Annotated in this window: 17 protein-coding genes and 1 other RNA gene; 14 read left to right on the top strand and 4 right to left on the bottom strand. The window is 40.1% G+C overall.

Annotated features, from left to right (window positions below):
• Positions 1 to 18: 18 nt before the first annotated feature.
• The 8 genes from eno to ACR65F_RS11995 all read left to right on the top strand — a co-directional run bounded on the left by eno (position 19) and on the right by ACR65F_RS11995 (position 9,994).
• The gene (eno, locus tag ACR65F_RS12030; RefSeq protein WP_440504537.1) at positions 19 to 1,317 is read left to right on the top strand and encodes a phosphopyruvate hydratase; all 1,299 of its coding nucleotides are present in this window, start codon (positions 19 to 21) and stop codon (positions 1,315 to 1,317) included.
• A 101-nt stretch (positions 1,318 to 1,418) separates the two neighbouring features.
• A complete protein-coding gene (gene secG, locus ACR65F_RS12025) occupies positions 1,419 to 1,646 on the top strand; it encodes a preprotein translocase subunit SecG (protein WP_025783047.1) in 228 nt (75 codons plus the stop codon).
• 84 nt (positions 1,647 to 1,730) lie between these two features.
• Positions 1,731 to 2,477 carry an alpha/beta hydrolase gene (locus ACR65F_RS12020; protein ID WP_039042537.1) on the top strand — a complete coding sequence of 249 codons (747 nt, stop codon included), beginning with the start codon at positions 1,731 to 1,733 and terminating at the stop codon, positions 2,475 to 2,477.
• 46 nt (positions 2,478 to 2,523) lie between these two features.
• A complete protein-coding gene (gene rnr / locus ACR65F_RS12015; protein ID WP_440504536.1) occupies positions 2,524 to 4,884 on the top strand; it encodes a ribonuclease R in 2,361 nt (786 codons plus the stop codon).
• A 47-nt stretch (positions 4,885 to 4,931) separates the two neighbouring features.
• Positions 4,932 to 5,399, top strand: coding sequence for an SsrA-binding protein SmpB (gene smpB, locus ACR65F_RS12010; protein ID WP_039042535.1), 468 nt, complete (start codon positions 4,932 to 4,934; stop codon positions 5,397 to 5,399).
• A 108-nt stretch (positions 5,400 to 5,507) separates the two neighbouring features.
• Positions 5,508 to 5,866, top strand: a transfer-messenger RNA (tmRNA) gene (ssrA, locus tag ACR65F_RS12005).
• 268 nt (positions 5,867 to 6,134) lie between these two features.
• Positions 6,135 to 8,732 (top strand): DUF8426 domain-containing protein, encoded by a 2,598-nt coding sequence (locus tag ACR65F_RS12000; RefSeq protein WP_440504535.1) that lies wholly within the window; start codon positions 6,135 to 6,137, stop codon positions 8,730 to 8,732.
• Positions 8,729 to 9,994: an McrC family protein gene (locus ACR65F_RS11995; protein ID WP_440504534.1), complete on the top strand. Its 1,266-nt coding sequence runs from the start codon at positions 8,729 to 8,731 to the stop codon at positions 9,992 to 9,994. The genes ACR65F_RS12000 and ACR65F_RS11995 overlap by 4 nt, the downstream gene beginning before the upstream one ends.
• Positions 9,995 to 10,170: 176 nt before the next feature.
• Here the strand turns inward: ACR65F_RS11995 and ACR65F_RS11990 are convergent, their stop codons facing one another.
• Positions 10,171 to 10,854: a hypothetical protein gene (locus tag ACR65F_RS11990; protein WP_440504533.1), complete on the bottom strand. Its 684-nt coding sequence runs from the start codon at positions 10,852 to 10,854 to the stop codon at positions 10,171 to 10,173.
• A gap of 556 nt (positions 10,855 to 11,410) precedes the next feature.
• Here ACR65F_RS11990 and ltaS point away from each other — a divergent pair.
• Together ltaS and ACR65F_RS11980 are read left to right on the top strand one after the other, a co-directional pair.
• Positions 11,411 to 13,363 (top strand): lipoteichoic acid synthase, encoded by a 1,953-nt coding sequence (gene ltaS, locus ACR65F_RS11985; RefSeq protein ID WP_440504532.1) that lies wholly within the window; start codon positions 11,411 to 11,413, stop codon positions 13,361 to 13,363.
• Positions 13,364 to 13,578: 215 nt separating this feature from the next.
• On the top strand, positions 13,579 to 13,749 hold the full coding sequence (locus ACR65F_RS11980; RefSeq protein WP_440504531.1) for a hypothetical protein: 171 nt from the start codon (positions 13,579 to 13,581) through the stop codon (positions 13,747 to 13,749).
• A 189-nt stretch (positions 13,750 to 13,938) separates the two neighbouring features.
• Here ACR65F_RS11980 and ACR65F_RS11975 read toward each other — a convergent pair whose 3' ends face one another.
• The 3 genes from ACR65F_RS11975 to ACR65F_RS11965 all read right to left on the bottom strand — a co-directional run bounded on the left by ACR65F_RS11975 (position 13,939) and on the right by ACR65F_RS11965 (position 17,970).
• Positions 13,939 to 14,439 carry an Ltp family lipoprotein gene (locus tag ACR65F_RS11975; protein ID WP_440504530.1) on the bottom strand — a complete coding sequence of 167 codons (501 nt, stop codon included), beginning with the start codon at positions 14,437 to 14,439 and terminating at the stop codon, positions 13,939 to 13,941.
• A gap of 245 nt (positions 14,440 to 14,684) precedes the next feature.
• Entirely contained in the window at positions 14,685 to 15,458 is a 774-nt protein-coding gene (locus ACR65F_RS11970) for an SDR family NAD(P)-dependent oxidoreductase (RefSeq protein WP_440504529.1), read from the bottom strand.
• A 394-nt stretch (positions 15,459 to 15,852) separates the two neighbouring features.
• A complete protein-coding gene (locus tag ACR65F_RS11965; RefSeq protein WP_440504528.1) occupies positions 15,853 to 17,970 on the bottom strand; it encodes a carbohydrate-binding domain-containing protein in 2,118 nt (705 codons plus the stop codon).
• 197 nt (positions 17,971 to 18,167) lie between these two features.
• On the opposite strand from ACR65F_RS11965, the gene ACR65F_RS11960 reads away from it, so the two are divergent.
• The 4 genes from ACR65F_RS11960 (at position 18,168) to ACR65F_RS11945 (ending at position 22,740) form a co-directional block, all read left to right on the top strand.
• The gene (locus tag ACR65F_RS11960) at positions 18,168 to 18,854 is read left to right on the top strand and encodes a response regulator transcription factor (RefSeq protein ID WP_440504527.1); all 687 of its coding nucleotides are present in this window, start codon (positions 18,168 to 18,170) and stop codon (positions 18,852 to 18,854) included.
• Positions 18,847 to 20,139: a sensor histidine kinase gene (locus tag ACR65F_RS11955; RefSeq protein WP_440504526.1), complete on the top strand. Its 1,293-nt coding sequence runs from the start codon at positions 18,847 to 18,849 to the stop codon at positions 20,137 to 20,139. The genes ACR65F_RS11960 and ACR65F_RS11955 overlap by 8 nt, the downstream gene beginning before the upstream one ends.
• 1,136 nt (positions 20,140 to 21,275) lie before the next feature.
• Complete coding sequence (locus ACR65F_RS11950; RefSeq protein ID WP_440504525.1) at positions 21,276 to 22,085, top strand: polyphosphate polymerase domain-containing protein; 810 nt, start codon at positions 21,276 to 21,278, stop codon at positions 22,083 to 22,085.
• Positions 22,054 to 22,740 (top strand): DUF4956 domain-containing protein, encoded by a 687-nt coding sequence (locus ACR65F_RS11945; RefSeq protein WP_440504524.1) that lies wholly within the window; start codon positions 22,054 to 22,056, stop codon positions 22,738 to 22,740. The genes ACR65F_RS11950 and ACR65F_RS11945 overlap by 32 nt, the downstream gene beginning before the upstream one ends.
• Positions 22,741 to 22,756: the final 16 nt, after the last annotated feature.

Raw genomic sequence — 22,756 nt, 5'->3', positions numbered from 1 at the left:
CTAAAGGGAGAGATTTGCATGCCAATCATTACACTTGTTCAAGCTAGAGAAGTACTCGACTCACGAGGGAACCCAACTGTTGAAGTCGAAGTGTTTACAGAAAGTGGAGCATTTGGACGAGCAATTGTACCATCTGGTGCATCAACAGGTGAATATGAGGCTGTTGAACTTCGCGATGGCGACAAAGATCGTTACCTTGGAAAAGGCGTGCTAAAAGCTGTTGATCACGTCAACGAAATCATTGCAGATGCGTTGGAAGAAAACTATTCAGTTCTCGACCAAGTCGTGATCGACAATGCTTTGATCGAACTGGACGGAACGGATAACAAAGACAAACTTGGAGCAAACGCAATTCTTGGCGTATCTATGGCAGTAGCTCATGCGGCAGCTGACTATTTAGATATTCCGTTGTATCAATATCTTGGCGGCGTGAATGCGAAGCAACTTCCAGTTCCAATGATGAATATCGTCAATGGTGGAGAGCACGCAGATAACAACGTCGACATTCAAGAATTCATGATCATGCCAGTTGGCGCTGAATCATTCCGTCACGCACTTCGTATGGGAGCAGAAATCTTCCACGGATTGAAAGCGGTTCTTCATGATAAAGGATTGAACACAGCGGTTGGTGACGAAGGCGGATTCGCACCGAACCTATCATCTAACGAAGAAGCGCTCTCTACGATTGTAGAAGCGATTGAAAAAGCAGGTTACAAAGCCGGCGAAGATATCATGCTCGCAATGGACGTAGCTGCTTCAGAAATCTTCAACAAAGAAGACGGCAAGTACCATCTATCAGGTGAAGGCATCGTGAAAACATCTGAAGAAATGGTTGACTGGTACGAAGAGTTAGTCAACAAGTATCCAATCATTTCAATTGAAGATGGTTTGGACGAAAACGACTGGGCAGGTCACAAGCTCTTAACAGACCGCCTTGGCAAGCGCGTACAACTTGTAGGAGACGATCTCTTCGTAACGAATACAGAAAAATTGTCACGCGGTATTCAAGAAGGCGTTGGCAACTCAATTCTTATTAAAGTGAACCAGATCGGAACACTTACAGAGACATTCGATGCGATTGAAATGGCGAAACGTGCGGGCTATACAGCAGTTATCTCTCACCGTTCAGGTGAAACAGAAGATACAACAATCGCTGACCTTGCAGTCGCAACAAATGCAGGGCAGATTAAGACCGGTGCTCCTTCGCGTACAGATCGCGTTGCGAAGTATAACCAATTGCTACGTATCGATGACCAACTCGATGAAACAGCACAGTACCTTGGCAAACAAACATTTTACAACTTGAAGCAACAATAAGTTGCGGTTAGAGACAACTGCTTGAAACAGCGGTTGTCTCTATTGCTAGAGTTTGGTAAACTGGTAAGGTAGTTGAGTTCTGTTTCAGGAGGTGGAACATTATGCACGCGTTATTATTGACATTGCTCGTGATTGTCTCACTTTCACTAATTGTCGTTGTCTTGCTACAATCGGGGAAAAGTGCAGGCCTATCTGGAGCCATCTCCGGTGGTGCAGAACAGTTATTTGGTAAACAAAAGGCACGCGGTCTAGACTTAGTCTTGCAGCGCGTTACAATTGTACTATCCGTGCTGTTCTTCGTACTGGCGATTGCGATCGTGAAAATATAAAAAGAAGCAATTTTCGCCTGGCCATCTGTACGGCCAGGCTTTTTTATTCAAAAATGGTTTGGTAATGATTGGAGGTTAGGTCGCATGAAAGTTTCTCATGCAAAGCCTTTCTTTTTTGAACATGGAAAGCGAGCAGTGCTTTTACTGCATGGTTTTACAGGAACATCTGCAGACGTACGAATGATCGGACGTTTCTTAGAGAAAAAAGGATATACATCCCTTGCGCCGCATTATAAAGGACATGGTGGCCCCGCGGAAGACCTGATTCAAACAGGTCCTGACGACTGGTGGCCAGATGTCACTCAAGCTTATGACCAACTAAAAGATGCTGGTTATGACCAAATTGCTGTAGCTGGGTTATCATTAGGTGGCGTATTTTCGCTGAAATTAGGCGCCGAGCGTCCTGTGATGGGAATTGTTACGATGAATGCACCGATGTCGATGCGTTCGTTAGATCAGATGTATGAAGGGGTTCTTCACTATGCCCGCGAATACAAAAAACTAGAAGGTAAAGACGAGGAAACAATCGATGTGGAAGTGGCGGCACTACGTGAAAAATCGATGCCTTCGCTAACCGACCTTCAGAAGCTGATCGAGAACGTGAGAGCTGAAGTGGATACGATCTATGCGCCGTTATTAGTTGTTCAATCCACTCATGATGAAGTAATCGAAACGAATTCAGGACAAATCATCTATGATAACGCAGAATCTACAGACAAAAAGATTTCACACTATGAGAAATCGAAGCATGTGATTACATTAGGAACTGAAAAAAATGAGTTACATGAAGAGATTTTTGAGTTTCTGGAGTCTCTTGATTGGGAAGAGTAATCCTATCGACTTCAGGTAATACTAACAATATAAGGAGGGATGAGAATTGGATAATTTTGAAAAAGAATTGCAACAAAAAATCCTTTCAACAATGAAAGACGATTCATACAAGCCGCTGACTGTGCAGGAAATCCAGGAGTTACTCGGAATGGAGCAAGCCGCAGAATTTAAAGAACTTGTGAAAATGCTTGTCCATTTAGAACAAAAAGGACTCATCATTCGTTCCCGTACAAATCGTTATGGCACTCCAGAGCGTATGAATCTTGTACGTGGAAAGTTTATCGGACATGCGAAAGGTTTTGGATTTGTCACACCTGAAACGGAAGGCATGGATGATATTTTCATACCGCCGAACGAAGTAAATGGTGCGATGAATGGAGATATCGTGTTAGTACGCGTTTCCAGCAGCTCATTCGGAGATCGAAGAGAAGGTGCAATCAGTCGAATCGCTGAACGTAAAACAACCAAAGTTGTTGGTACGTATCAGGACAACAAAGGGTTCGGATTTGTCATTCCGGATGATAAAAAGCTCCCTATGGACTTATTCATTGCTAAAGGAAATAACCTAGGTGCTGTTGAAGGGCATAAAGTAGTTGCGGAAATAACTGAGTTTCCAAGTGACATGAAATCTGCGACTGGAATGGTTGTGCAGATTCTTGGACACAAAAATGATCCAGGTGTCGACATCCTTTCAATTATCCACAAACATGGAATTGAAATCGAGTTTCCTCCTGAAGTACTTCAGCAAACGGATAAAATCCCAGCAGAAATCCAGGAAACAGATTTGTTCAAACGTAACGACCTGCGAGATGTACTGACGATTACGATTGATGGTGCAGATGCAAAGGATTTAGATGACGCGATTTCACTCGTGAAAAACACAGATGGAACGCATACGTTATCCGTCCACATTTCCGATGTAAGTCATTACGTCACGGAGAATTCTCCACTGGACGCAGAAGCCTATGATCGTGGAACGAGTGTCTACTTAACGGACCGCGTTATTCCGATGTTGCCACATAAGCTGTCCAACGGAATCTGTTCGTTGCACCCTGATGTGGATCGTTTAACACTCACATGTGAAATGACGATCGACGGAAGCGGGAAAGTGACACATCACGAAATTTATCCAAGTATTATCAATTCCGATTATCGGATGACCTATCAAGACGTCTACCAAATCGTTGACCAATTGGATGAAGAGCTACGCACAAAGTACTCAGAAATTGTCCCAATGTTGACTGATATGGCAGAGCTTGCGAAAATACTTCGTCAAAAACGGGCAGATCGCGGTGCTATTGACTTCGATTTCAAAGAATCGAAAGTTTTGGTGGATGAAGAAGGCTGGCCAAAAGAGATTAAGATTATCGAACGTACTGTTGCAGAGCGCATGATTGAAGAATTCATGCTTGCTGCGAACGAAACGGTTGCAGAGCATTTCCATTGGCTACAAGTTCCGTTCATGTACCGAATTCACGAAGATCCGAAACCAGAGAAACTTCAACGGTTGTTTGAGTTCCTTACAAATTTCGGTATCGTCGTAAAAGGTGCTGGCAACAAAGTACATCCACGAGCGTTGCAAGAAATTACAGAGTCCATTTCAGGTCTTCCTGAAGAGACTGTTATTTCAACGATGCTCTTACGCTCCATGCAACAGGCGAAGTATTATCAGGAAAGTCTCGGCCACTTTGGTTTATCTGCAGACTTCTATACACACTTCACTTCTCCAATCCGTCGCTACCCAGACTTGATCGTACATCGTTTGATTCGTACGTATCTGTTTGAAAAAGACGTTTCAGGGAAAACAGTTGCACATTGGGATGCGGAATTACCGGAAATTGCTCAGCATACATCTGATATGGAGCGCCGTGCAGTCGATGCAGAACGTGATACGGATGCATTGAAGAAAGCGCAATTCATGTTGGATAAAATCGGTGAAGAGTTTGAAGGTGTCATTTCTTCTGTTACGAATTTTGGATTGTTCGTAGAACTTGAAAATACAATTGAAGGACTTGTTCACGTCAGCTATATGACAGACGACTACTATCGTTTTGACGACCGTCAAATGATGATGATCGGGGAGCATACTGGTAAGCAATTCCGAATTGGGGATGAAGTCACAGTAAGAGTGACAGCTGTTAAGCCAGAAGAATCTTCGATTGACTTTGAAATTGCGGATATGAAGAAGACGTTCCATAGAACACGTAAGACAACACCGAAAGTTATCCATGCTAAGAGCAGGAATTCTGGCGATTCAAAGGACAAAGGTTCTAAGAAAAATGATTCCGGTAAACCGAATCATTCTGGAAAGCCAGCTGCCAAAAAATCTGGCGGAAGTGAAAAGAAACGGTTTTATGAAGGTGTTGCGAAGAAGAACAAAAAGCAAAAACCTAGAAAAAGAAAGTGAACCGGATTGCCAACTGGCCATTCGGTTTCACGGGAGGGTGAATGACGATGGCAAAAGGCAAAGGTAAAGTACTCGCAGTCAATAAGAAAGCCAATTACGACTTCGCAATTGAAGAAACAATTGAAGCAGGTATTGTACTGCAAGGTACGGAAATTAAGTCAATTCGTAACGGGAAGGTACAGTTGAGAGATGCATTCGTGCTCATTCGTAACAATGAAGCATGGATCTCCAATATGCATATCAGCCCTTACGAACAAGGGAATCAGTTTAACCATGATCCTGTTCGCTCTCGTAAACTACTGATGCACAAGAAACAGATTAGTACATTGATCGGGCAGACGAAGGAAAAAGGGACTGCTATTGTTCCTTTGAAAATGTACATCAAAGACGGTTTCGCGAAAGTGCTAGTAGGAGTCGGTAAAGGTAAGAAGTTATACGACAAACGACATGACTTGAAAGAGAAAGAAGCAAAGCGTGAGATGCAGCGGGCTTTCAAAGACAAACAGCAATATTGATATGTGGCGTTCGATGAGGTATACTGTTTATAGAAATACAGTTCCGAAGTCTTAGTATCAGTAGGAGGCTACTGATGACTCTAGACGTTTCTCGGACATCCCTTTAACGGGGACGTTACGGATTCGACAGGGGTGGTCTAAGCGTGAGCTGCGCGTCGGAGGCTCGTCTCCGTCAGAAACGGACCTTAATAATAACAGGCAAAACAAACAACAACCTAGCATTCGCAGCGTAAGCTGTTGAATCTGCCTTGCAATACCATCGCCCATGTGGCGTTGTAGGGCTAACCTAAAGTGGGATACGCTGGATGCTGCTTTTCGAGGCTCCCCAGAAGAGATTTCCGAAATAGCGCTCAGGACGCCCTGTCTTCCGGCATAATGTAGCGCGAACTCAAATAGGAAAACTACACGCGTAGACGTTTACGTATTAGAGCCTCTGGACGTGGGTTCGACTCCCACCGTCTCCATATTATAAAATTAGTGGATTTCAAACAATGTCAAAACCCTTGGTTCTCAAGGGTTTTTTCTTATACCTAAAAATTAAATAATAGTTACCGTAAATGAAAGTGAATGATTGAGTGCAGAAGCTTACTATGAATGATATGCTGAGAAATAAGTGATAGGTGAAATACTACATATTTACATAGATTTTGAATTACGATTTTTTAATACTAGTTTGTTATCTAACTTTCCTATTTTAAAAACTTTACAATATATAGCATAGAGGAGAAACTAAACATGCAAACAGAACAATTCAGCGAATGGCTGATAGAAAACAACGTCAAAATGCATACGAATTATATAAGCAGATTGGGTAAAGTAGAAGAAGTGGAAGAGGATTTAGATAAGCATTTTGAACAAGATAAATGCGCGTCCTTACTAAAGAAATTCACATATACCACAAGCGATAAAATAAACGAAAAAGACGTCAAACACCAAATTCCCATTGAACCTCGGGATGCAGTGGACCTGTATCAAGCTTACTATCAAGAGACAAATGATTATCGAAGCAGGATCACAAAATACATAGAATTCAAAGAGGCACAGCTCGCGAACTTCGCTACACAGATTGATGATCTACCAGGTAGATTAACAACTGCCTACAATGAGTTGCTTAACAACAATCAATTACTACCTCTTCCCCAATTAAATGATGGGTATGAACTGTTTGCTCAAAAGTTTGGTCCAGCACAATTACATGCACTGGACGGAGAAGAACTTCTTGATACACTATTAAATATTGGCAATCGAGATGGTATGACCTACTGGCTCGAATTTAAAAATGATAATGAGTTTCAGACGAATGCGCATAGTTACGGCAGTATTGCAGGTGGTAGCTCATTCAAGTTTATTTTATTTAACCGTAACCTGGATAACAAATGGGTGACTGGAAATCCACAAAACCCGACTATCCTCTCACTTGAAGGAGCCATTCAATTAGGTCGGGAAATCAGGGATGCATTAGTTGCAGGGGCAGAACTAATTAAAAACCTGCCGGAGCATGCAAGCGTACAAGATTATATTGAGCTCCAAGTACAACTAGAGGTAACGTTGAAACATAATATGTACAACCTTGGCTGGGTGCATAAATACTACCATATGATTTATCCCGACAAGATTGACAGTTTTCATTCCACGCTTTGGCAAAAGTATGTACTGATTTCATCTCGTATATTGCCTGTCCAAGAAGATAAGCTATACACCATGACGGGGCAATTGATGCAAATCGCAAGACAGATTGAGTTACCGACTACTTACGTCATGTTGGGGATGATTGAATTATTTGGGGCACCTATTAATTATTTTAGAATTGACATGAAGGACAGCGTACCTAGTCATTGGTCTTCAATGAAGAAACATTCATATATAGGTATTGGATGGCCAGACCTTGGAGATTTATCAACATACCCAGATCTGAAAACGATACGCAATGACATTGAAACGGAATTGAAGGCTCATTACAATTACGATCCGAATGAAGCGAGCCGTAAAGCAGGTGAAATTATAAGATTCCTAAACCATGTTCAAATTGGAGACATTGTTGTTGCTGTCGAAGAACAACAAGTTCTAGGTATTGGTCAAGTAGCCGGTGATTACGAGTATCATGAAGATAGACCAGTTCCACATACCAAACAGGTTGATTGGATAAGGGTTTTTGATCAACCTATCACATTACCGAAAGTAGCAGAAGGAGCCCGTTCGACTTGCGTGAAATATAGGGATCTCAACAATATCTTTGAAATTGATCGCCTAATAGTTGAAAAGGTAGAAGAACCTAAGCCAACACCTATAAAAACGTTACCGCCTCTAAAAGGGATACCGGCCCAAGTGAATAATGTGCTGAAAAGGAAGAAGCAAGTTATTTTATATGGACCTCCAGGGACTGGCAAGACGTTTCATGCAGAAAACACATGCCTTGAATTATCAGCTAGAAATGTATTTAGCAAGTCTTATAATGATTTGTCTTCAGAGGAACTAAAGACCCTCAAAGGAGACGGCAGAAATACGGGAACAGTTCGCATGTGTTGTTTCCATCCTTCATATGGCTACGAAGATTTTATTGAAGGTATTAAACCGAGCGCTGTAAATGGACAGACTGTGTTTGAGTTAAAGGAAGGTATCTTTAAGTCACTATGTAAGGATGCAGCGCAAAATCCGCAAAAAGATTTTTACTTAATTATTGATGAAATTAACAGAGGCGATATTTCACGGATCTTCGGAGAATTGATTATGCTGATTGAATCTGGAAAGCGCGGCAAGTCGCTCACACTTTCACATTCGAATACATTATTTTCAGTCCCACCTAACGTGTATATCGTGGGGACAATGAATACCGCAGACCGTTCAATAGCATTATTGGATGTGGCACTAAGGAGACGATTCGGGTTCATCGAACTTCTAACGGATTATAAATTGTTTGAGGGAGTAACGTTTGAAGGATTGCCTCTCGGTCCATGGCTCGAAGATTTAAATAATCGTATACGTGAACATATTGGAAACGAAGCACGGAATCTACAAATCGGTCATTCATACTTTTTGGACAAAGAGAAGGCGATTGAGGATCACGAACGATTTAAATGGGTCATAAAAGAAGATATTATTCCGCTTATTGAAGAGTATAGCTATAGCGATTTTGCGTTAGTTGAGAAAATACTCGGTGAAGGTATCGTTGACGTGAAAAAACAATTGATTCGGACAGAGCTATTTAATGGTCCGGATATTTCAGATTTAGTAAGTGCTCTATTGTCTCAAAATCCGAAGTTACGGGTTGAAACTGAAGTGGAAGTTATGGATCCTGATGTGGAAGAAGAAAACCATGACGAGGAAGAGCAATGAGCGAAAACGTCATTTCGTTGAACGAATGGCAACGCATCTTTTTGTCTGATGTGGAACTCAGTGATGATCCTGCACGGGAGCTTGCAGAAGCGTTGGCGAACAAAGGAATCATTACACTGACTGAGTTGAAAAATGGACTGGAAATTCAAACGAATTCTTATGTCGGACGAATAAAAGTAGGGGACTTGCAAATTAATGTGCAGCCTAAGTTAGAAGGAATGCCACTTTATCAATTGCTACGGTATGCATATGAGTTACGGAATCTAAAGATATTCGATGCATCCGAACATGCATTGGATCGGTTATCATTTTTTGATTTACTCATCTACGAATTGTTTATTGAAACAGAGGACTTACTTCGAAGAGGCATTCAAAAGAGTTATGTTCTCCATGAGGAGAATTTGTCGTCTCCACGCGGTAGGATTGATATGAAAAGATTGGGCGCGCAAGGTGGGCTATCTAGAGAAACATTACCTTGTTCGTACTTCCAGCGGGACGTAAACGATGTATTGAATCAAACATTGCTTGCCGGTTTAAAACTGGCGTTGAAAATGGTATCTGATCTTAACTTGAAAATGAATTTACGACGACTATGCGTTTCGTTAGGAGAAGACATTAAATATATCCAGCTCACGAGAACCAATTTACGTCGAGCAAGAAACGCTATTAACAGATTGACGGAAAGATATATGGCAGTTCTTGAAATCATTAATATTCTATATGAATCACAAGGGATTCAGTTTGAGGATGAAGAGAATCCTATTCAATTGCGTGGGTACTTCTTTGATATGAATGTCTTTTTTGAAACGTTAATGGGGCGTTTACTAACAGATTATCAACATGACTATGAGTTGAAAGATCAGTTTCAACTTCATGACCTGTTTAAATATACACCGGGTTTCAACCCGAAGAGGAGAAAATCTCCAACCCCGCGACCTGATTTTGCTTTAATGAAAGAGGGCAAGGTCGTTAAATTACTAGATGCAAAGTATCGTGACTTATGGGAACGAAATTTACCATCGGGAATGCTATATCAATTAGCTATCTATGCTGTGAGCGGAATAGGCGGCAAATCCTCAACGATCCTTTATCCATCAATGAATGAGGTGCCAACTATACAGAAAATCGATATCAATAATCCAATGACGAACGCTAAAATGGCATCGGTCTACTTGCAACCTGTAAATTTGTTAAAGGTCGCTGATTTACTCGGAAAAGATAGAAGGGATTTAAAAGAGTATGTACGATCCATCATTAAATAATAGTTCATACAAATAAGGGGAAGATTTAAGAATGAATGTTATAGTGATGATTGTGATGAGATTAGTTTGAATTACGGTTAAATTACTTAAATAAAACGTCGAAATGACAAAAAGGATGGAAATCAAATCGATTGCCATCCCTCTTGTCTACAGTCTGAGAAGCTTTTCAGCTTCCTTTAGTAATTATTTAAATCGTCTACATCTATTGGTTTGCCAGCGTTGAATCTATCATTGTAGACCATACCAAGAAAGCGTATGCGTTGTGAATTGTCCATGCTATCAAGTAATTTTATCCACTCTTTGAAAGAATCTTCGGCAGACTGTTTTTCATTGAAATAGCTTTCAATCATTGCATCATCTGTAAAGTGATGTTTACGATTCTCTTTAATTTCTATTGTCATATCGTCAAAAATTAATGTATCGCCTTTGTTTGCATATGCAATATAATTTGGTGATATCTTCATTGCTTTTTTGAATGATGGGTGTATAAGTGATGGGTTTGGTTCATCAAAGCTACATACTAAATATTTTCCGTCAGCGTTTACGTGTATATACATTGTTTCTGCACAATCATCATCATCTTCTTCTGTTTCTTCAGTCGGTACCCCATCCAAAACCCCTTCGACTATTTCAGCATCAACCAGCAATAATCTTTCACCATTTGTACCAACTAGTGTTATCGCCTTTTCAGTTTCTTGGTCAATCGTGAATACAGTACCTTCAAATATAGTAGCTGAAATGAACTCGAAAACTTCTTCTCGCTGCCATTGATTAAATATCATTAGAGAAGTGGCTTTTTTATCTCCATCCTCTAGTTTGGTATATTGCATTAGTTCAATATTTAGTTTTTCAAAGTCCATTAAAACACCCTTTCCACGGCATACGGTTGTAACACAGCAACCAACAAACCAGCTTTAATTATATCTATAGTCACTCATATTACAATGAAATAACTTTTATAGATTGTTAGGTTTTTGTAGAAATTAAGATTCAATTACGCTTTGCATTAAACTTTCATGTTTGTTTAAACATTCATGATTGTTATGTGCACAGGTACCTTTCATTCTTTTCCCACCGTCGCCCTAGTTCGTGTCAGAGCAACCTTTAAAAGGTATATGACGTCAATTAGTAAACAAAAGGAAAGTGAATCTCAGCCATCCGGCTAGGATCTGCTTTCTTTTGTTTTTGAGAAGAAGTCAATAACGCCAAATGCATTAATATAACAACAATTTTGACGCTTTAGTCTTGTGTAGTTTTGTGTTTTATAAAATTGACAGCGGTGTAAATGGAGAGTAAAATTCATGTGCAGCGAGAAAAGCGCTGTTGTAAAGTAACATTTTTCAGACTTTTAACCAAAAGACTTAAGTAAATATAAAGCAAGATTTAAATTCGAATAAATAAAAGGAAGGTGCAAAATTGAAAAATCTAATCAGTAAAAAAGATAATCTTTTGAAAAACTTTCTAGGGATCTATCTATTAGCTGTTTTGATGTTATGGATTAAAACATATATCACTCAAACAACTCAATTTCAACTAGGTGTGGAAGGACCTCTTCAACAATTCCTTTTACTCTTAAATCCACTAGGCTCCGCGTTACTCTTTCTAGGAATTTCGTTTTTATTTAAAGGAACAAGAAAATACACATCACTACTCATCGTGTACACGCTTATGTCTATTCTTTTATATGCCAATGTTGTGTACTACCGATTCTTTAGTGATTTCATTACATTGCCAACGATTTTCCAAACGCAAAACTTTGGAGATTTAGGTGGAAGTATTCTTACGTTATTAAAACCTTTTGATATCTTGTTCTTTGTGGATGTATTTGTCATGTTTTACTTGCGATTCTCGAGAAAAATACAAAAACAAACAACTCGTATTGGATATAAAAAACCAGTAGCCATTATTGCTGTTGCATTGGTTGTATCGATCATAAATTTAGGACTTGCTGAAGCTAGCCGTCCGCAACTATTGACTCGTGGCTTTGATAGAAACTATATTGTGAAATATCTAGGCATGTACAACTATTCCATCTATGACTCAGTAGAAACGATGAAAGCATCCTCACAGAGAGCGTTGGCGGATAGCAGTGATACTACAGAAGTGGTGAACTATACGCAATCTAACTACGCCGAGCCAAATCCAAACTACTTTGGTGCGGCAAAAGGAATGAACGTCATCTATTTACATTTAGAATCATTCCAAAACTTTATTATCGACTACAAATTGAATGGGGAAGAAGTTACACCATTCTTAAATTCATTATCAAAAGATAAGAACACCTTGTACTTTGATAATTTCTTCCACCAAACAGGTCAAGGTAAAACTTCTGATGCAGAATTCATGCTGGAGAATTCACTATTTGGATTGCCACAAGGATCTGCGTTTATTACAAAAGCACAAAATACGTACCAAGCAGCTCCGAGTATATTGAAAGATTATGGTTATACATCAGCTGTATTCCATGGTAATAAAGGTAGCTTCTGGAATCGAAATGAAGTTTATAAATCATTTGGATTCGATCACTTCTATGATGCTAGTTATTATGACACGAGTTCTTCAGAAGACATGGCTGAATATGGATTGTTAGATAAACCATTCTATGAACAATCTAAAAGTCTTTTGAGTTCGTTGCCACAACCTTTTTATACGAAATTTATTACAGTCGGAAACCACTTTCCATATACAATGAATCAAGACTTAGTAACAATTAATAAAGCCCAAACTGGAGATTCGAGTGTTGACGACTATTTCCAAACAGCGCGATATACAGATGAAGCAATCGAACAGGCTTTCAATCAGTTAAAAGAACAAGGCTTATATGATAATTCGATGATTGTTCTGTATGGTGACCATTATGGCATTTCACACAATCATAACAAAGCGATGGCACAAGTCATGGGAGAAGAAATTACACCACAAGAAGGTGCTAATTTACAACGAGTACCATTGTTCATACATGTCCCAGGAATGAAGGGCGAAGCCAACCATACTTATGGCGGCCAAACAGACCTTCTTCCAACATTGTTACACCTACTAGGAATTGATACGAAGGACTATGTTCAATTTGGTTCAGATTTATTGTCAGATGAGCACAATGAAGTTGTTCCATTTAGAAATGGCGATTTCGTCAGTCCTGAGATCGACTCCATTAATGAAAAGTTTTATGATAATAAAACCGGTTTACCACTTGATGAAAGTCTATTAGAGGATGCGAAGGCGCTTAAAAAAGAAGTGGATCATAAATTGCAGCTTTCCGATAAAGTCGTGAATGGTGACTTATTAAGATTCTACACGCCAAAAGGGTTTACGCCAGTTGATCCTTCGCAGTTCAATTACAGCAAAGATGCGGATGAAAAGTCTAAATAATACCTATGGAAAAGCACTATCCCTTGTGGATAGTGCTTTTTTTTGGAATAATTTTTTCGGGCTTGGGGTACTTAAAGTGATGGGTTCAGCCTTCTTATATATGATTACTGTTAGGAGTTGTTTAAACATGTGTGAATTCTTCTCTAATATCGAAGAAAACAACTTTCATAAAAACCAGAAAGAAGTACACACTGTTTGAGAGGAGGCGAAATACATTGCAAACCGATAAAAAGTACACGGTAGCCGGTACTGATATTGACGAAGTGAAGCGACTCAATGCCAATTCTGGACTGACGTACAATGAACTTAACGCGTTAATTGCCAAGACGGGTGGTAAGGGATCGGCTCAGTATAGTGACACAGATCCTGCGCAAGTAAAAAAGTGATTCGTGGGGGAGTGAAGAAAAAGTGTGAGGTATCCAGCGTTAGACTAGGGTGGTTATTTTAACATTCATGACTATTTCCCGCACGGGGATTTCTCACAAGAAAATGAGGTACGTGTGCATCGATCTTTAGTTGGAGAAAGAACTAAATAAAGAACAAAAAGCACTCTGTTCATTGGACGGGTGCTTTAATTATTTTAAATTATCAATACCATGTTGTGCTTCATCAGGAGTGAACTTTCCCCCGTATTCCGAAATCAATTGCTTGTAAATAGTAGAGCCTGACATATGCATATTAGCTGCAAAGAACTTTGCTCTTTTTGCCGCATTTTCTTTCCAATCAAACTCAATGTTATCAATAGCATATTGAGCCGCTACTGCAGGGAAATTGTCTCCGTATGGAGAAGTCAACTGGTCATAAACGCTCGCCTTGGACATACTCATAAATTCGGCATAGCTTTCTGCTCTTTTTAATGCCGATTTATGTTCCCTAGGAATACTTTCCTCATACGCCTTAGCTTCCGCTTCTTCTTTTGTATTGTATTCATTATCTAATTCCTTAAATTTAGCAATATATTTGTCACGTATTTCTTTTAATTTAGCATCCGTACGTTCTTGTTCTTCTCTTATGATTTGCTCCACGGGTTTTCGATTTGGCTGAGTTCTCTTTCCAAACTTTTTAAAATCTGTCATATTCGATACCCCTTTTAAATAGATTTCTTTGTTGTATATACTGTATGACCATCAGTGAACACCTGTGTATACAAATGGTTGCAATCGGTGCACAAGGCAAATCTTATGTACGAAGTGCACAGCGCTTTTATTGTTTCCTATTTGAGCGACACAAAGGTACCGTCCCCTTTACGCAATAAAAAAATGGATCAGGCGTCATGCCGCCTGATCCATTCTTAATGTAAAAATCTTTAAATCCACGAAAATTATTGTTGCATTTTACCAGCAGTAAAGCCGCCATCAACTGCAAGTGTTACACCGCTAATTGAGCTTGCAAGGTCTGAACATAAGAATACAACAGCATTTGCTTGATCTTCTGCTGTAGACATTTTTCCAGCAGGAAGTGATTTGAGTACACCCTCGTATTGTTCTGGTGATGTTTTTGCCCAATATTCAATTGCAGGTGTAATGGTTGCGCCTGGTGCAATTGAGTTAATCGTGATGCCTTTTTGACCATATTCCAATGCAACTGATTTAGTTAAACCAGCGATTGCGTGTTTAGATGCAGTATATGGAGCCATGTTTGGTGAACCTTCAATACCAGCACCTGATGCTGTATTGACGATTGCACCGCCACCAGTTTTCAACATTGCATTGACTTGGTGCTTGATGCAGTAGAAAGTACCATATAGATTTACTTTTAGTGTAATATCCCAGTCTTTTGAATCCATTTCTCCAATTGGTACAAGACCTTTGTTAATACCCGCATTGTTATGTGCAAAGTCGATCTTGCCAAATGTTTCAACTGTTTTATTTACAAGTGCAATTACTTGCTCTTCATCACTTACATCACATTTGAAAAAGGCTGCTTCGCCACCGTTATCCTTGATGATTTGTACTGTTTCTAGTCCTGATTCTTCGCTTACGTCAGAAATCATTACCTTCGCGCCTGCTTTTGCTAATGCAACTGCAGATGCTCTCCCGATTCCTGAACCTGATGCTGTGACTAATCCTGCTTTACCTTCCATAATTCCTGTCATAAAAAACACTCCTTCTTTTATAAATCTCCCTATTAGTTTACACCAAAGTTTGCATTTCACAATCAAACAGAACTCACTTATGAAATAAAAAAATCATCTGTATTATTTGATATTTTAGCATTAAATAAAGGTATCAAAAGTGTTGCTATGTGTGGCGAGACTCATACACAATTCGGAATTGAAAAATGCATGGTGCACTGACTGAGAGCAAGCCCTTCGCAAAACTCTTGCTTAAAGCGGAAAACAACTTTTCATGTTGAATTCAACTGAAAAGAAAAAAGACAGTAAGCACCCCCCATGATTTCTAGAGGTTGCCTACAGTCTGAACGCTTTCCTTCGTGAACAGTGTTTTGTTATGTGGAATTGTATTTAGCGCATGGTTCAAGCTACATACTTACTTTTTTTGATCATCCTGTATCTTCGGATCTCTTCTCTGAGGCATTTCAACACCAAGTTCGTCTAGCTGTTTTTGTGCTTCTTCCTCAGTAATAGTTCCTTCTCTTCGTTGGTCCATAATACTTTTTACTTTTGCACTCGTTTCCTCATCTAGATTCGGAAACATCTCTTCCTTATTTCCGTTTCCATGTGGCTCTCCATCTTCGGGCGCTCCCATACCTCCAGGGCCACCCATTCCACCAGGACCTGAATTTTTTGCAGTGGTGATACCAGATTCATCGAGCCATGTAACGGTGTCAGAGATTGTGAACTCCACTACTTTCGTGCCACCTTGATAGTCACCATCTCCAAAAAGACCGTCATTTTCTTTACCGGATGTTGTCCCTCCTGAGTAAAGCGTGTAGGAAGCATCTTTCGTTAGATTTGGTGAACTAATGACGACCGATTGGTAGTCTTTTTCTGGAGCAAATGTCACAATTGTATTTCCATCGCTATCTTTTAGATGCAGTGTGGTTCTTGCAGATTGGGTCCCAGGATAACTCATTAGAATCGTATTCTGTGAGGAGTTGTCTGAAGTAGCCATCGCCATACCTGAACTCCCGGCAGCAATGAGGACTCCGCCACTTATTTCAAAGTTTTCGTCATAATCCAATGCACCATTGCCGTTATTCGTTGGTCCATTAACAATCACTGTCCCGCCTGTCATGGATATGGAACCATTTGAATCGAGTCCATCACCCGCAGAATCGACATAGACATAGCCGCCATTTAACGAAAGCAAATGTTCTTTAGCTTCTGTTTGCTCTGTAGACGTGTCTGTCTTATCGTCGCCTCCGCTAATGTTAATGCCATCATCCACGGCTTTTACATGGATTTTTCCATCTGAAATTGTAATGGCATCACTTTCTATTCCTTCATTACTCTTCGTAATATCGATATTTCCACCTTTGATGAGAATGGATGTATCTGCGTGAATTCCATCATCGCCAGTAGCGACATTCAAATCGCCGCCAGTTATCGTGATCGAGTTATCACTGTGTATTGCATCATCTAGTGAATCTAGGGTAAAGCTACCCCCACCAATTGCCACCTCTTCAGTTGCCTTAAGCCCTTTGGCACTAGGTGTATCTGAGCTTGCTTCAGTTGTACTTGCCTCCATTTCTCCAAGGGAAGGAGGTTTCGTTTCAGTGTTCGTTATTTTTTCAGGGCTGCCCCCGCCGGATGAAATCTTGAAATCTCCGTCTGCAATCAGAAGGGAAGTCTCAGCCTGAATGCCATCCTCAGCTGCTGTGATATCAAAACTTCCTCCTTCAATGGCGATAATACCTTTGGACGCATCTTTGTCATTCGTGGACTTCATTCCATCACCGCCCGCTTCGATACTGATAGTGCCTTCTTTAATGGCGAGAAGATCACGGCCGTTTAATCCATTATTATCTGAATTAATTTGAATTGTTCCTCCTGTAATTTTCAATTGGTCTTTACTCGTGATTCCGTTGTTGTAATTGCCATTTACGACTAGTTTCCCACTCCCGTTAATGGTGAGATCATCTTTGCTGAATAACGCTGCATTCGGTTCATCTTCCTCCGAATCTTCATAAACATATGTTGTTCCATCGGATAAATGATTTTCAGTTCCTTCTTCTAATGAAACAACAGTTTTTTTCGCTTGTTTCACGTAGATTGCCGAACTGGTGGAAGAAGTGATCTCCACCCCATTCAGAACGAGTCGAACAATGCCATCGTCTTCTGCATCCACGATGATTTGCCCATCATCCAGCTTTCCTTCTATTGTATAGACTCCTGATGATTTGATGGTGATGTTGCTTTTGTCGATGACGACTTCACCATCCCCTTTAAAGCTGGCATCATTTCCATTCAACTGAATAGCCGTTGCCTTTTCCCAAACCTCGTAAAAGTCTTCATCGGAATACGTTACCTTCTTGCTAATCACACTAGCTATTTCTTGACTGCCAGTCGTGCTTACGTTTTCTATATTTGCACTAGTATCGTTCGTGGCAGTTGGATTTTCTGAATCATTGCTGCAGGCAAACAATAATGCAGTGCAAATAACAGAGGCAGTTATCTTCATGTACTTAGAATTTTGCTTTTTCATCATGAGCTCCTTATTGCAAATGGAATTTCACCTAGTTTTCAGATGATATTTTGCTGTGAACCCTATTATTCAAGATGAACCTTAAACAAACCTTAAAAAAAGAGCTGTGAAACTAAAGTTTGCTTTTATTTCAATTGCTCCTATAATCTAACGTAACCAATTAAAACTTTTGATAAATAGTACGAGGGGAGTCGTATATGAAATTACTAATCGTTGAGGATGACAAGTATCTCTCAGAATCAATATGTGAAACAACACAGGAAATGTTCGAAACGGAGCAAGCTTTCGATGGGGAAGAAGGGCTGTTTCTCGCACAGCAAAATATTTTCGATGTCATTATTTTAGATATCATGCTTCCGTATATGAACGGTTATGAGGTATTAGTAAATTTAAGAAAGCAAAATATTCATACACCGGTTATCATGTTGACAGCCAAAGATGGAATTGATGATAAAATTAAAGGCTTTAAAGTTGGGGCAGACGACTATTTAGTGAAACCATTCCATCGAGAAGAACTATTAGTGCGACTGGAAGCAATGGTAAGACGGTCAGGAGGATTGCTAAAGGAAAATATCCTTACTTTTAAGGAACTCCAATTGAATATCAAAAATAAAACAGCGGAAATTAATGGGGAAGCACTAAAGTTAAACGGAAAACAATTCGGTTTACTAGAGTATTTAGTGAGCAATAAAAATGCCATACTGACCAAGGAACAGATTTTTGATCGGTTATGGGGGTTTGAGTCTGATACTTCTACTACTGTTGTAGAAGTGTACGCCAGCAATTTACGGAAGAACCTCAAGAAGTTTGGATATGATCACTATATCAAAACCTTTCGCGGGTTAGGCTATATGCTGGAAGACCATGGTGAAGGTAATGTTTAATAAACAGATTTTCAAGAAACAGCAGCTGAAATTTATGCTTTACAACTTGCTCGCTTTTACTGTGATTTTTACGGTCTTTAGTATCATCATATTGGGCCAAGTTCAAAACACATTATTTTCAAAGACGGACGGGGAACTCTTGTCATTTAAAGAAATGATGACAGATACCAATTCAAAGATGTTGCGGCTCCCTCGTAAAGATGGAGACTTAGACCAACCTGATGACGAGAGTCAAAAAAATAAGCCGAATCCAAGAATGATTGTTATCCATTGGGATAGCGCTGGAAATATACTCAATAAAAATGAAGTGGGAACTACATTTTATGAAAACTATTTAGAAGACTATAAACTGGATAAAACACATATAGACAAGATTACAACGACAAAGATCAGCGAGCTGTATCAATTTAGATATATTCTTTTTGAAGACCATAATGAACAGAATGAAACTGCCTATACTCAGCTAATGATCAACGTGGATGCTGAACAAACAATCATTTCCAACTTTGAAAAACTGATTATTATTTGCTCGGTAATCTTCATTGTCCTCTCGATTTCCGCTAGTTACTTGCTATCGAGAAAGATGATGAAACCGATTATTCACTCTTGGAATAAGCAGGCGGAGTTTGTTGAAAATGCTTCACATGAACTCAGGACGCCATTGACGATTATTCAAAACAAACTGGAGCTTCTCCTTACAGTACCTCAAGAAAGAATTTCAGATAGGTTTGAAAATATAGCACAAAGTTTGTCCGAAACAAGGAGATTGTCCAAGCTCACTTCGGATTTGTTAACCTTGGCAAGAGCAGATTCAGCGGAAACGCAGATTGTGAAGCAGTATGTTGAAGTGGATACTTTTATCCAAAAAGTATGCACACCTTATAAGGAAATTGCCGAGTCACAAGATAAGCATTTTTCTCTAGAGTGTAAGAGTCCTTTGACTATAGAAGCAGACGATACCCGACTCCATCAACTGTTGGTCATTTTGTTGGACAATGCTTTAAAATATACAGGTGAAAACGATAGCATTCGCGTGAAAACATATGTCGAGGACCAAAAAGTCGTTATTGAAGTCAGCGACACGGGAATCGGTATTAAAGAAGAAAGTATCCCGCACATTTTCGATCGCTTTTACCGTGAAGACAAAGCCCGGACTAGGGAAACTGGAGGTATGGGATTAGGACTGTCTATCGCCCAGTGGATTGCAACCATACACAATGGAACTATACAAGTGAAAAGTAACCCAAATAAAGGAACCATCTTTAAAGTCAAGCTTCCAAAGTAGGAGATCACAACTGCGTGATCTCTTCAGACTGTAGACAAAAGGGATGGGAATCGATTTGATTTCCAACCCTTTTGTCTTTTTGCATCGTTGACACTGGAAATGAAGGGTAACAGGCCGTTGATCTCCGTTTCGGACGGGCGCTTTCCGGGGGCTTGCCCTCAGCCTCCTCGTCGCTTCGCTCCTGTGGGGTCTTCGCGCTGCGCTGATCCCCAGGAGTCGCCGTCCTTCACTTCAATCAACTGAATGTCTTATGAGACATTCACATCATTCAATCAAAGAATGCAATCGGTGAGCTCCATGTCCAGTCGGTAAGAATAGCTAGATGCAAGAGAAGACTTGAGACGCCGATATGAAATCAAAGAAGTATATGGAAATGAAAAGAGACCGTTGAACGCGTTTTTGCCGATGCCAAGTAGAAGCATGGTATGCGATAGACAACCCTAAGAGGATTTAAGGGATTAAATAAATTACATATAATAGAAAACGAAAAGCTCTATGCATGGTCTCCCGAGTAGTGAATATAAATTTACAACCAATTGATAAATGAAAGGAAAATCAATTGCTACTTCTAATTTACGGACCCGATGGTCTAGCGGAACTAACTGTTAGATTGTAAGCATCTTCATCTGTTCCCGTTCTTTGATTTGATTCTTCATCATCATTTCCTTTGCCCCATTTGATTGTTGGGAGATGCTGTTGATTGTAGTGGAGAGCGGAGACTCCGGAGGGATCAGCGAAAGCTGTGACGAAGAACAGCTTTTGCGAGTAAAAGCGAAGCGTTAGGAGCACGTGTTTTCGAAGACCCTGGACTGAGCAAAGCGAGGGAGATAAGTGCTGCCTTAATTTCAGCAAAGTTCGCTAAAACACGGCAAATCGAACTCTTCGTCGTCCGATTGGCTGAGAGCAAGCCCCTCGTAAAGCGTCCGCTCGCAGCGAAAATCAACTTTTCATAGTTAATTCTATTGTAAAAGAAAAAGACTGTAGGCAATCCATGATTTCTGGAGTTTGTCTACAGCCTGAGAGATCACATCTACGTGATCTCTTTTTTTGTTGTGGCTAAATTGTTTTAAGGTTTGTTTAAGGTTGGTCTTTTAGTATGTAACTCATAGAGTGACAGCAAAAAGGAGCAGATACAAATGGCGATTGAAATCTTCAGTCGGAAAGAGCAAAAGTACTTGATCACTCACCGACAATACGAGGAGATTGTACAACGGATTGGACTTGAGATGCGTAACGATAAAAATGGTATCGACGGTAAATACTCAGTCACTAGCCTGTACTTCGATAATGCGGAGAAAGGCATTTATTTTGAAACAAAGAACAAGCTTAAGTACCGACAGAAACTGAGGTTACGTGTATACGATGATGCAAATCTCAATAGCACTGCCTTCTTCGAAGTAAAGCAAAAACATAAGAAAGTCGTCAATAAAAGACGGATGCTATTGCCACTAAAGGAAGCGTATCGGTATTTAGAGGAAGATGGGCAATCAGGTTTGGATAACTACGAAACGTCCAATTCACAGGTCATGAAGGAAATAGATTATTTCCGTAAATTCTATCGGTTATCTCCTGAAATGGTCGTCTCCTATAGCCGTCATGCTTTGCACGGCATCCACGATTCAGAACTGCGCATCACATTCGATTTTGACTTACGTTGTCGGAAATCAGATCTGCATATCGAAAACGGTCCATATGGAGAGCATTTCATTGACCCTGATCTCGTTGTGCTAGAAGTGAAAGTAGATCATAGTGTACCGCTTTGGCTCGCACGTATTTTGCAGGAACTGCAATGTGAGCAGCGCAGTGCTTCAAAGTTTTGTACGAGTATGGAACTGCTGAGTGGAAATGTATTACCACAAGCAGGATATTTTGAACCGAAAGAATTGGAAAAGCCACTAACAGGAGGAATAGAAAATGGATCAGATCACGAAATTGTTTACATCTAATGGATTGGGAGGAGTCGTGCCGAACATGTGGATGAGTATTTCTGCGATGGCACTTGCTGCTATCTTAAGTTTAATAATCACGAAAGTGTACCAAATTACATTTACAGGGGAGCGGTATTCTCAAGCTTTCGTCCATACGATTATTATGATGAGTGTTGTCGTGTCAGTTGTTATGAATGTAGTGAGCGGAAATGCCGGGGTAGCATTTGGTCTGTTCGCCGTATTCTCCCTCATCCGTTTCAGAAGTGCTGTGACGAATGCAAAAGATATTGCATACATCTTTTTCGGTCTATGTGTCGGGATGACTGCTGGACTATTTCAGTTCCCACTGGCCATTGCGTTGACGGTATTCGCGAGTCTCATATTCTACATTCTGTACAAAGTGGACTATGGCAAAGGAAAAGATACACAAATCCTTAAAGTCACTGTACCTGAAAACCTGAATCACGAAAGCTTGTTTGACGATATCTTGAGTGAGAGGACCGAATCCTACCAACTCCGACAAGTGGAAACTACAAACTTGGGAACGATGATTCTCTATACATTTGCGATTCGAAGTAAAACGGATACAAAAGATCAGGACTTGCTGAACGAAATCCGTGTGCGTAACGCGAATTTGAAAGTATCTCTATCCTACCTTAATGTATTAGACTGAACTTAAAAGTGTTGCC

The organism is Sporosarcina sp. SAFN-010 (genome assembly GCF_059415065.1).
Note: the sequence above shows the minus strand (reverse complement) of the source record. Positions and strands in the feature narration are given on the sequence as shown.

What these genes read in the sequence shown, in the direction of transcription:
- secG (WP_025783047.1), top strand. Translation starts at nt 1,419, where the DNA reads ATGCACGCGTTATTATTGACATTGCTCGTGATTGTCTCACTTTCACTA.
- eno (WP_440504537.1), top strand. Translation starts at nt 19, where the DNA reads ATGCCAATCATTACACTTGTTCAAGCTAGAGAAGTACTCGACTCACGA.
- ACR65F_RS12000 (WP_440504535.1), top strand. Translation starts at nt 6,135, where the DNA reads ATGCAAACAGAACAATTCAGCGAATGGCTGATAGAAAACAACGTCAAA.
- smpB (WP_039042535.1), top strand. Translation starts at nt 4,932, where the DNA reads ATGGCAAAAGGCAAAGGTAAAGTACTCGCAGTCAATAAGAAAGCCAAT.
- ACR65F_RS11995 (WP_440504534.1), top strand. Translation starts at nt 8,729, where the DNA reads ATGAGCGAAAACGTCATTTCGTTGAACGAATGGCAACGCATCTTTTTG.
- ACR65F_RS11960 (WP_440504527.1), top strand. Translation starts at nt 18,168, where the DNA reads ATGAAATTACTAATCGTTGAGGATGACAAGTATCTCTCAGAATCAATA.
- ACR65F_RS11970 (WP_440504529.1), bottom strand. Translation starts at nt 15,458, where the DNA reads ATGACAGGAATTATGGAAGGTAAAGCAGGATTAGTCACAGCATCAGGT.
- ACR65F_RS12020 (WP_039042537.1), top strand. Translation starts at nt 1,731, where the DNA reads ATGAAAGTTTCTCATGCAAAGCCTTTCTTTTTTGAACATGGAAAGCGA.
- ACR65F_RS11950 (WP_440504525.1), top strand. Translation starts at nt 21,276, where the DNA reads ATGGCGATTGAAATCTTCAGTCGGAAAGAGCAAAAGTACTTGATCACT.
- ACR65F_RS11945 (WP_440504524.1), top strand. Translation starts at nt 22,054, where the DNA reads ATGGATCAGATCACGAAATTGTTTACATCTAATGGATTGGGAGGAGTC.
- ACR65F_RS11955 (WP_440504526.1), top strand. Translation starts at nt 18,847, where the DNA reads ATGTTTAATAAACAGATTTTCAAGAAACAGCAGCTGAAATTTATGCTT.
- ACR65F_RS11975 (WP_440504530.1), bottom strand. Translation starts at nt 14,439, where the DNA reads ATGACAGATTTTAAAAAGTTTGGAAAGAGAACTCAGCCAAATCGAAAA.
- ACR65F_RS11965 (WP_440504528.1), bottom strand. Translation starts at nt 17,970, where the DNA reads ATGAAAAAGCAAAATTCTAAGTACATGAAGATAACTGCCTCTGTTATT.
- ACR65F_RS11990 (WP_440504533.1), bottom strand. Translation starts at nt 10,854, where the DNA reads ATGGACTTTGAAAAACTAAATATTGAACTAATGCAATATACCAAACTA.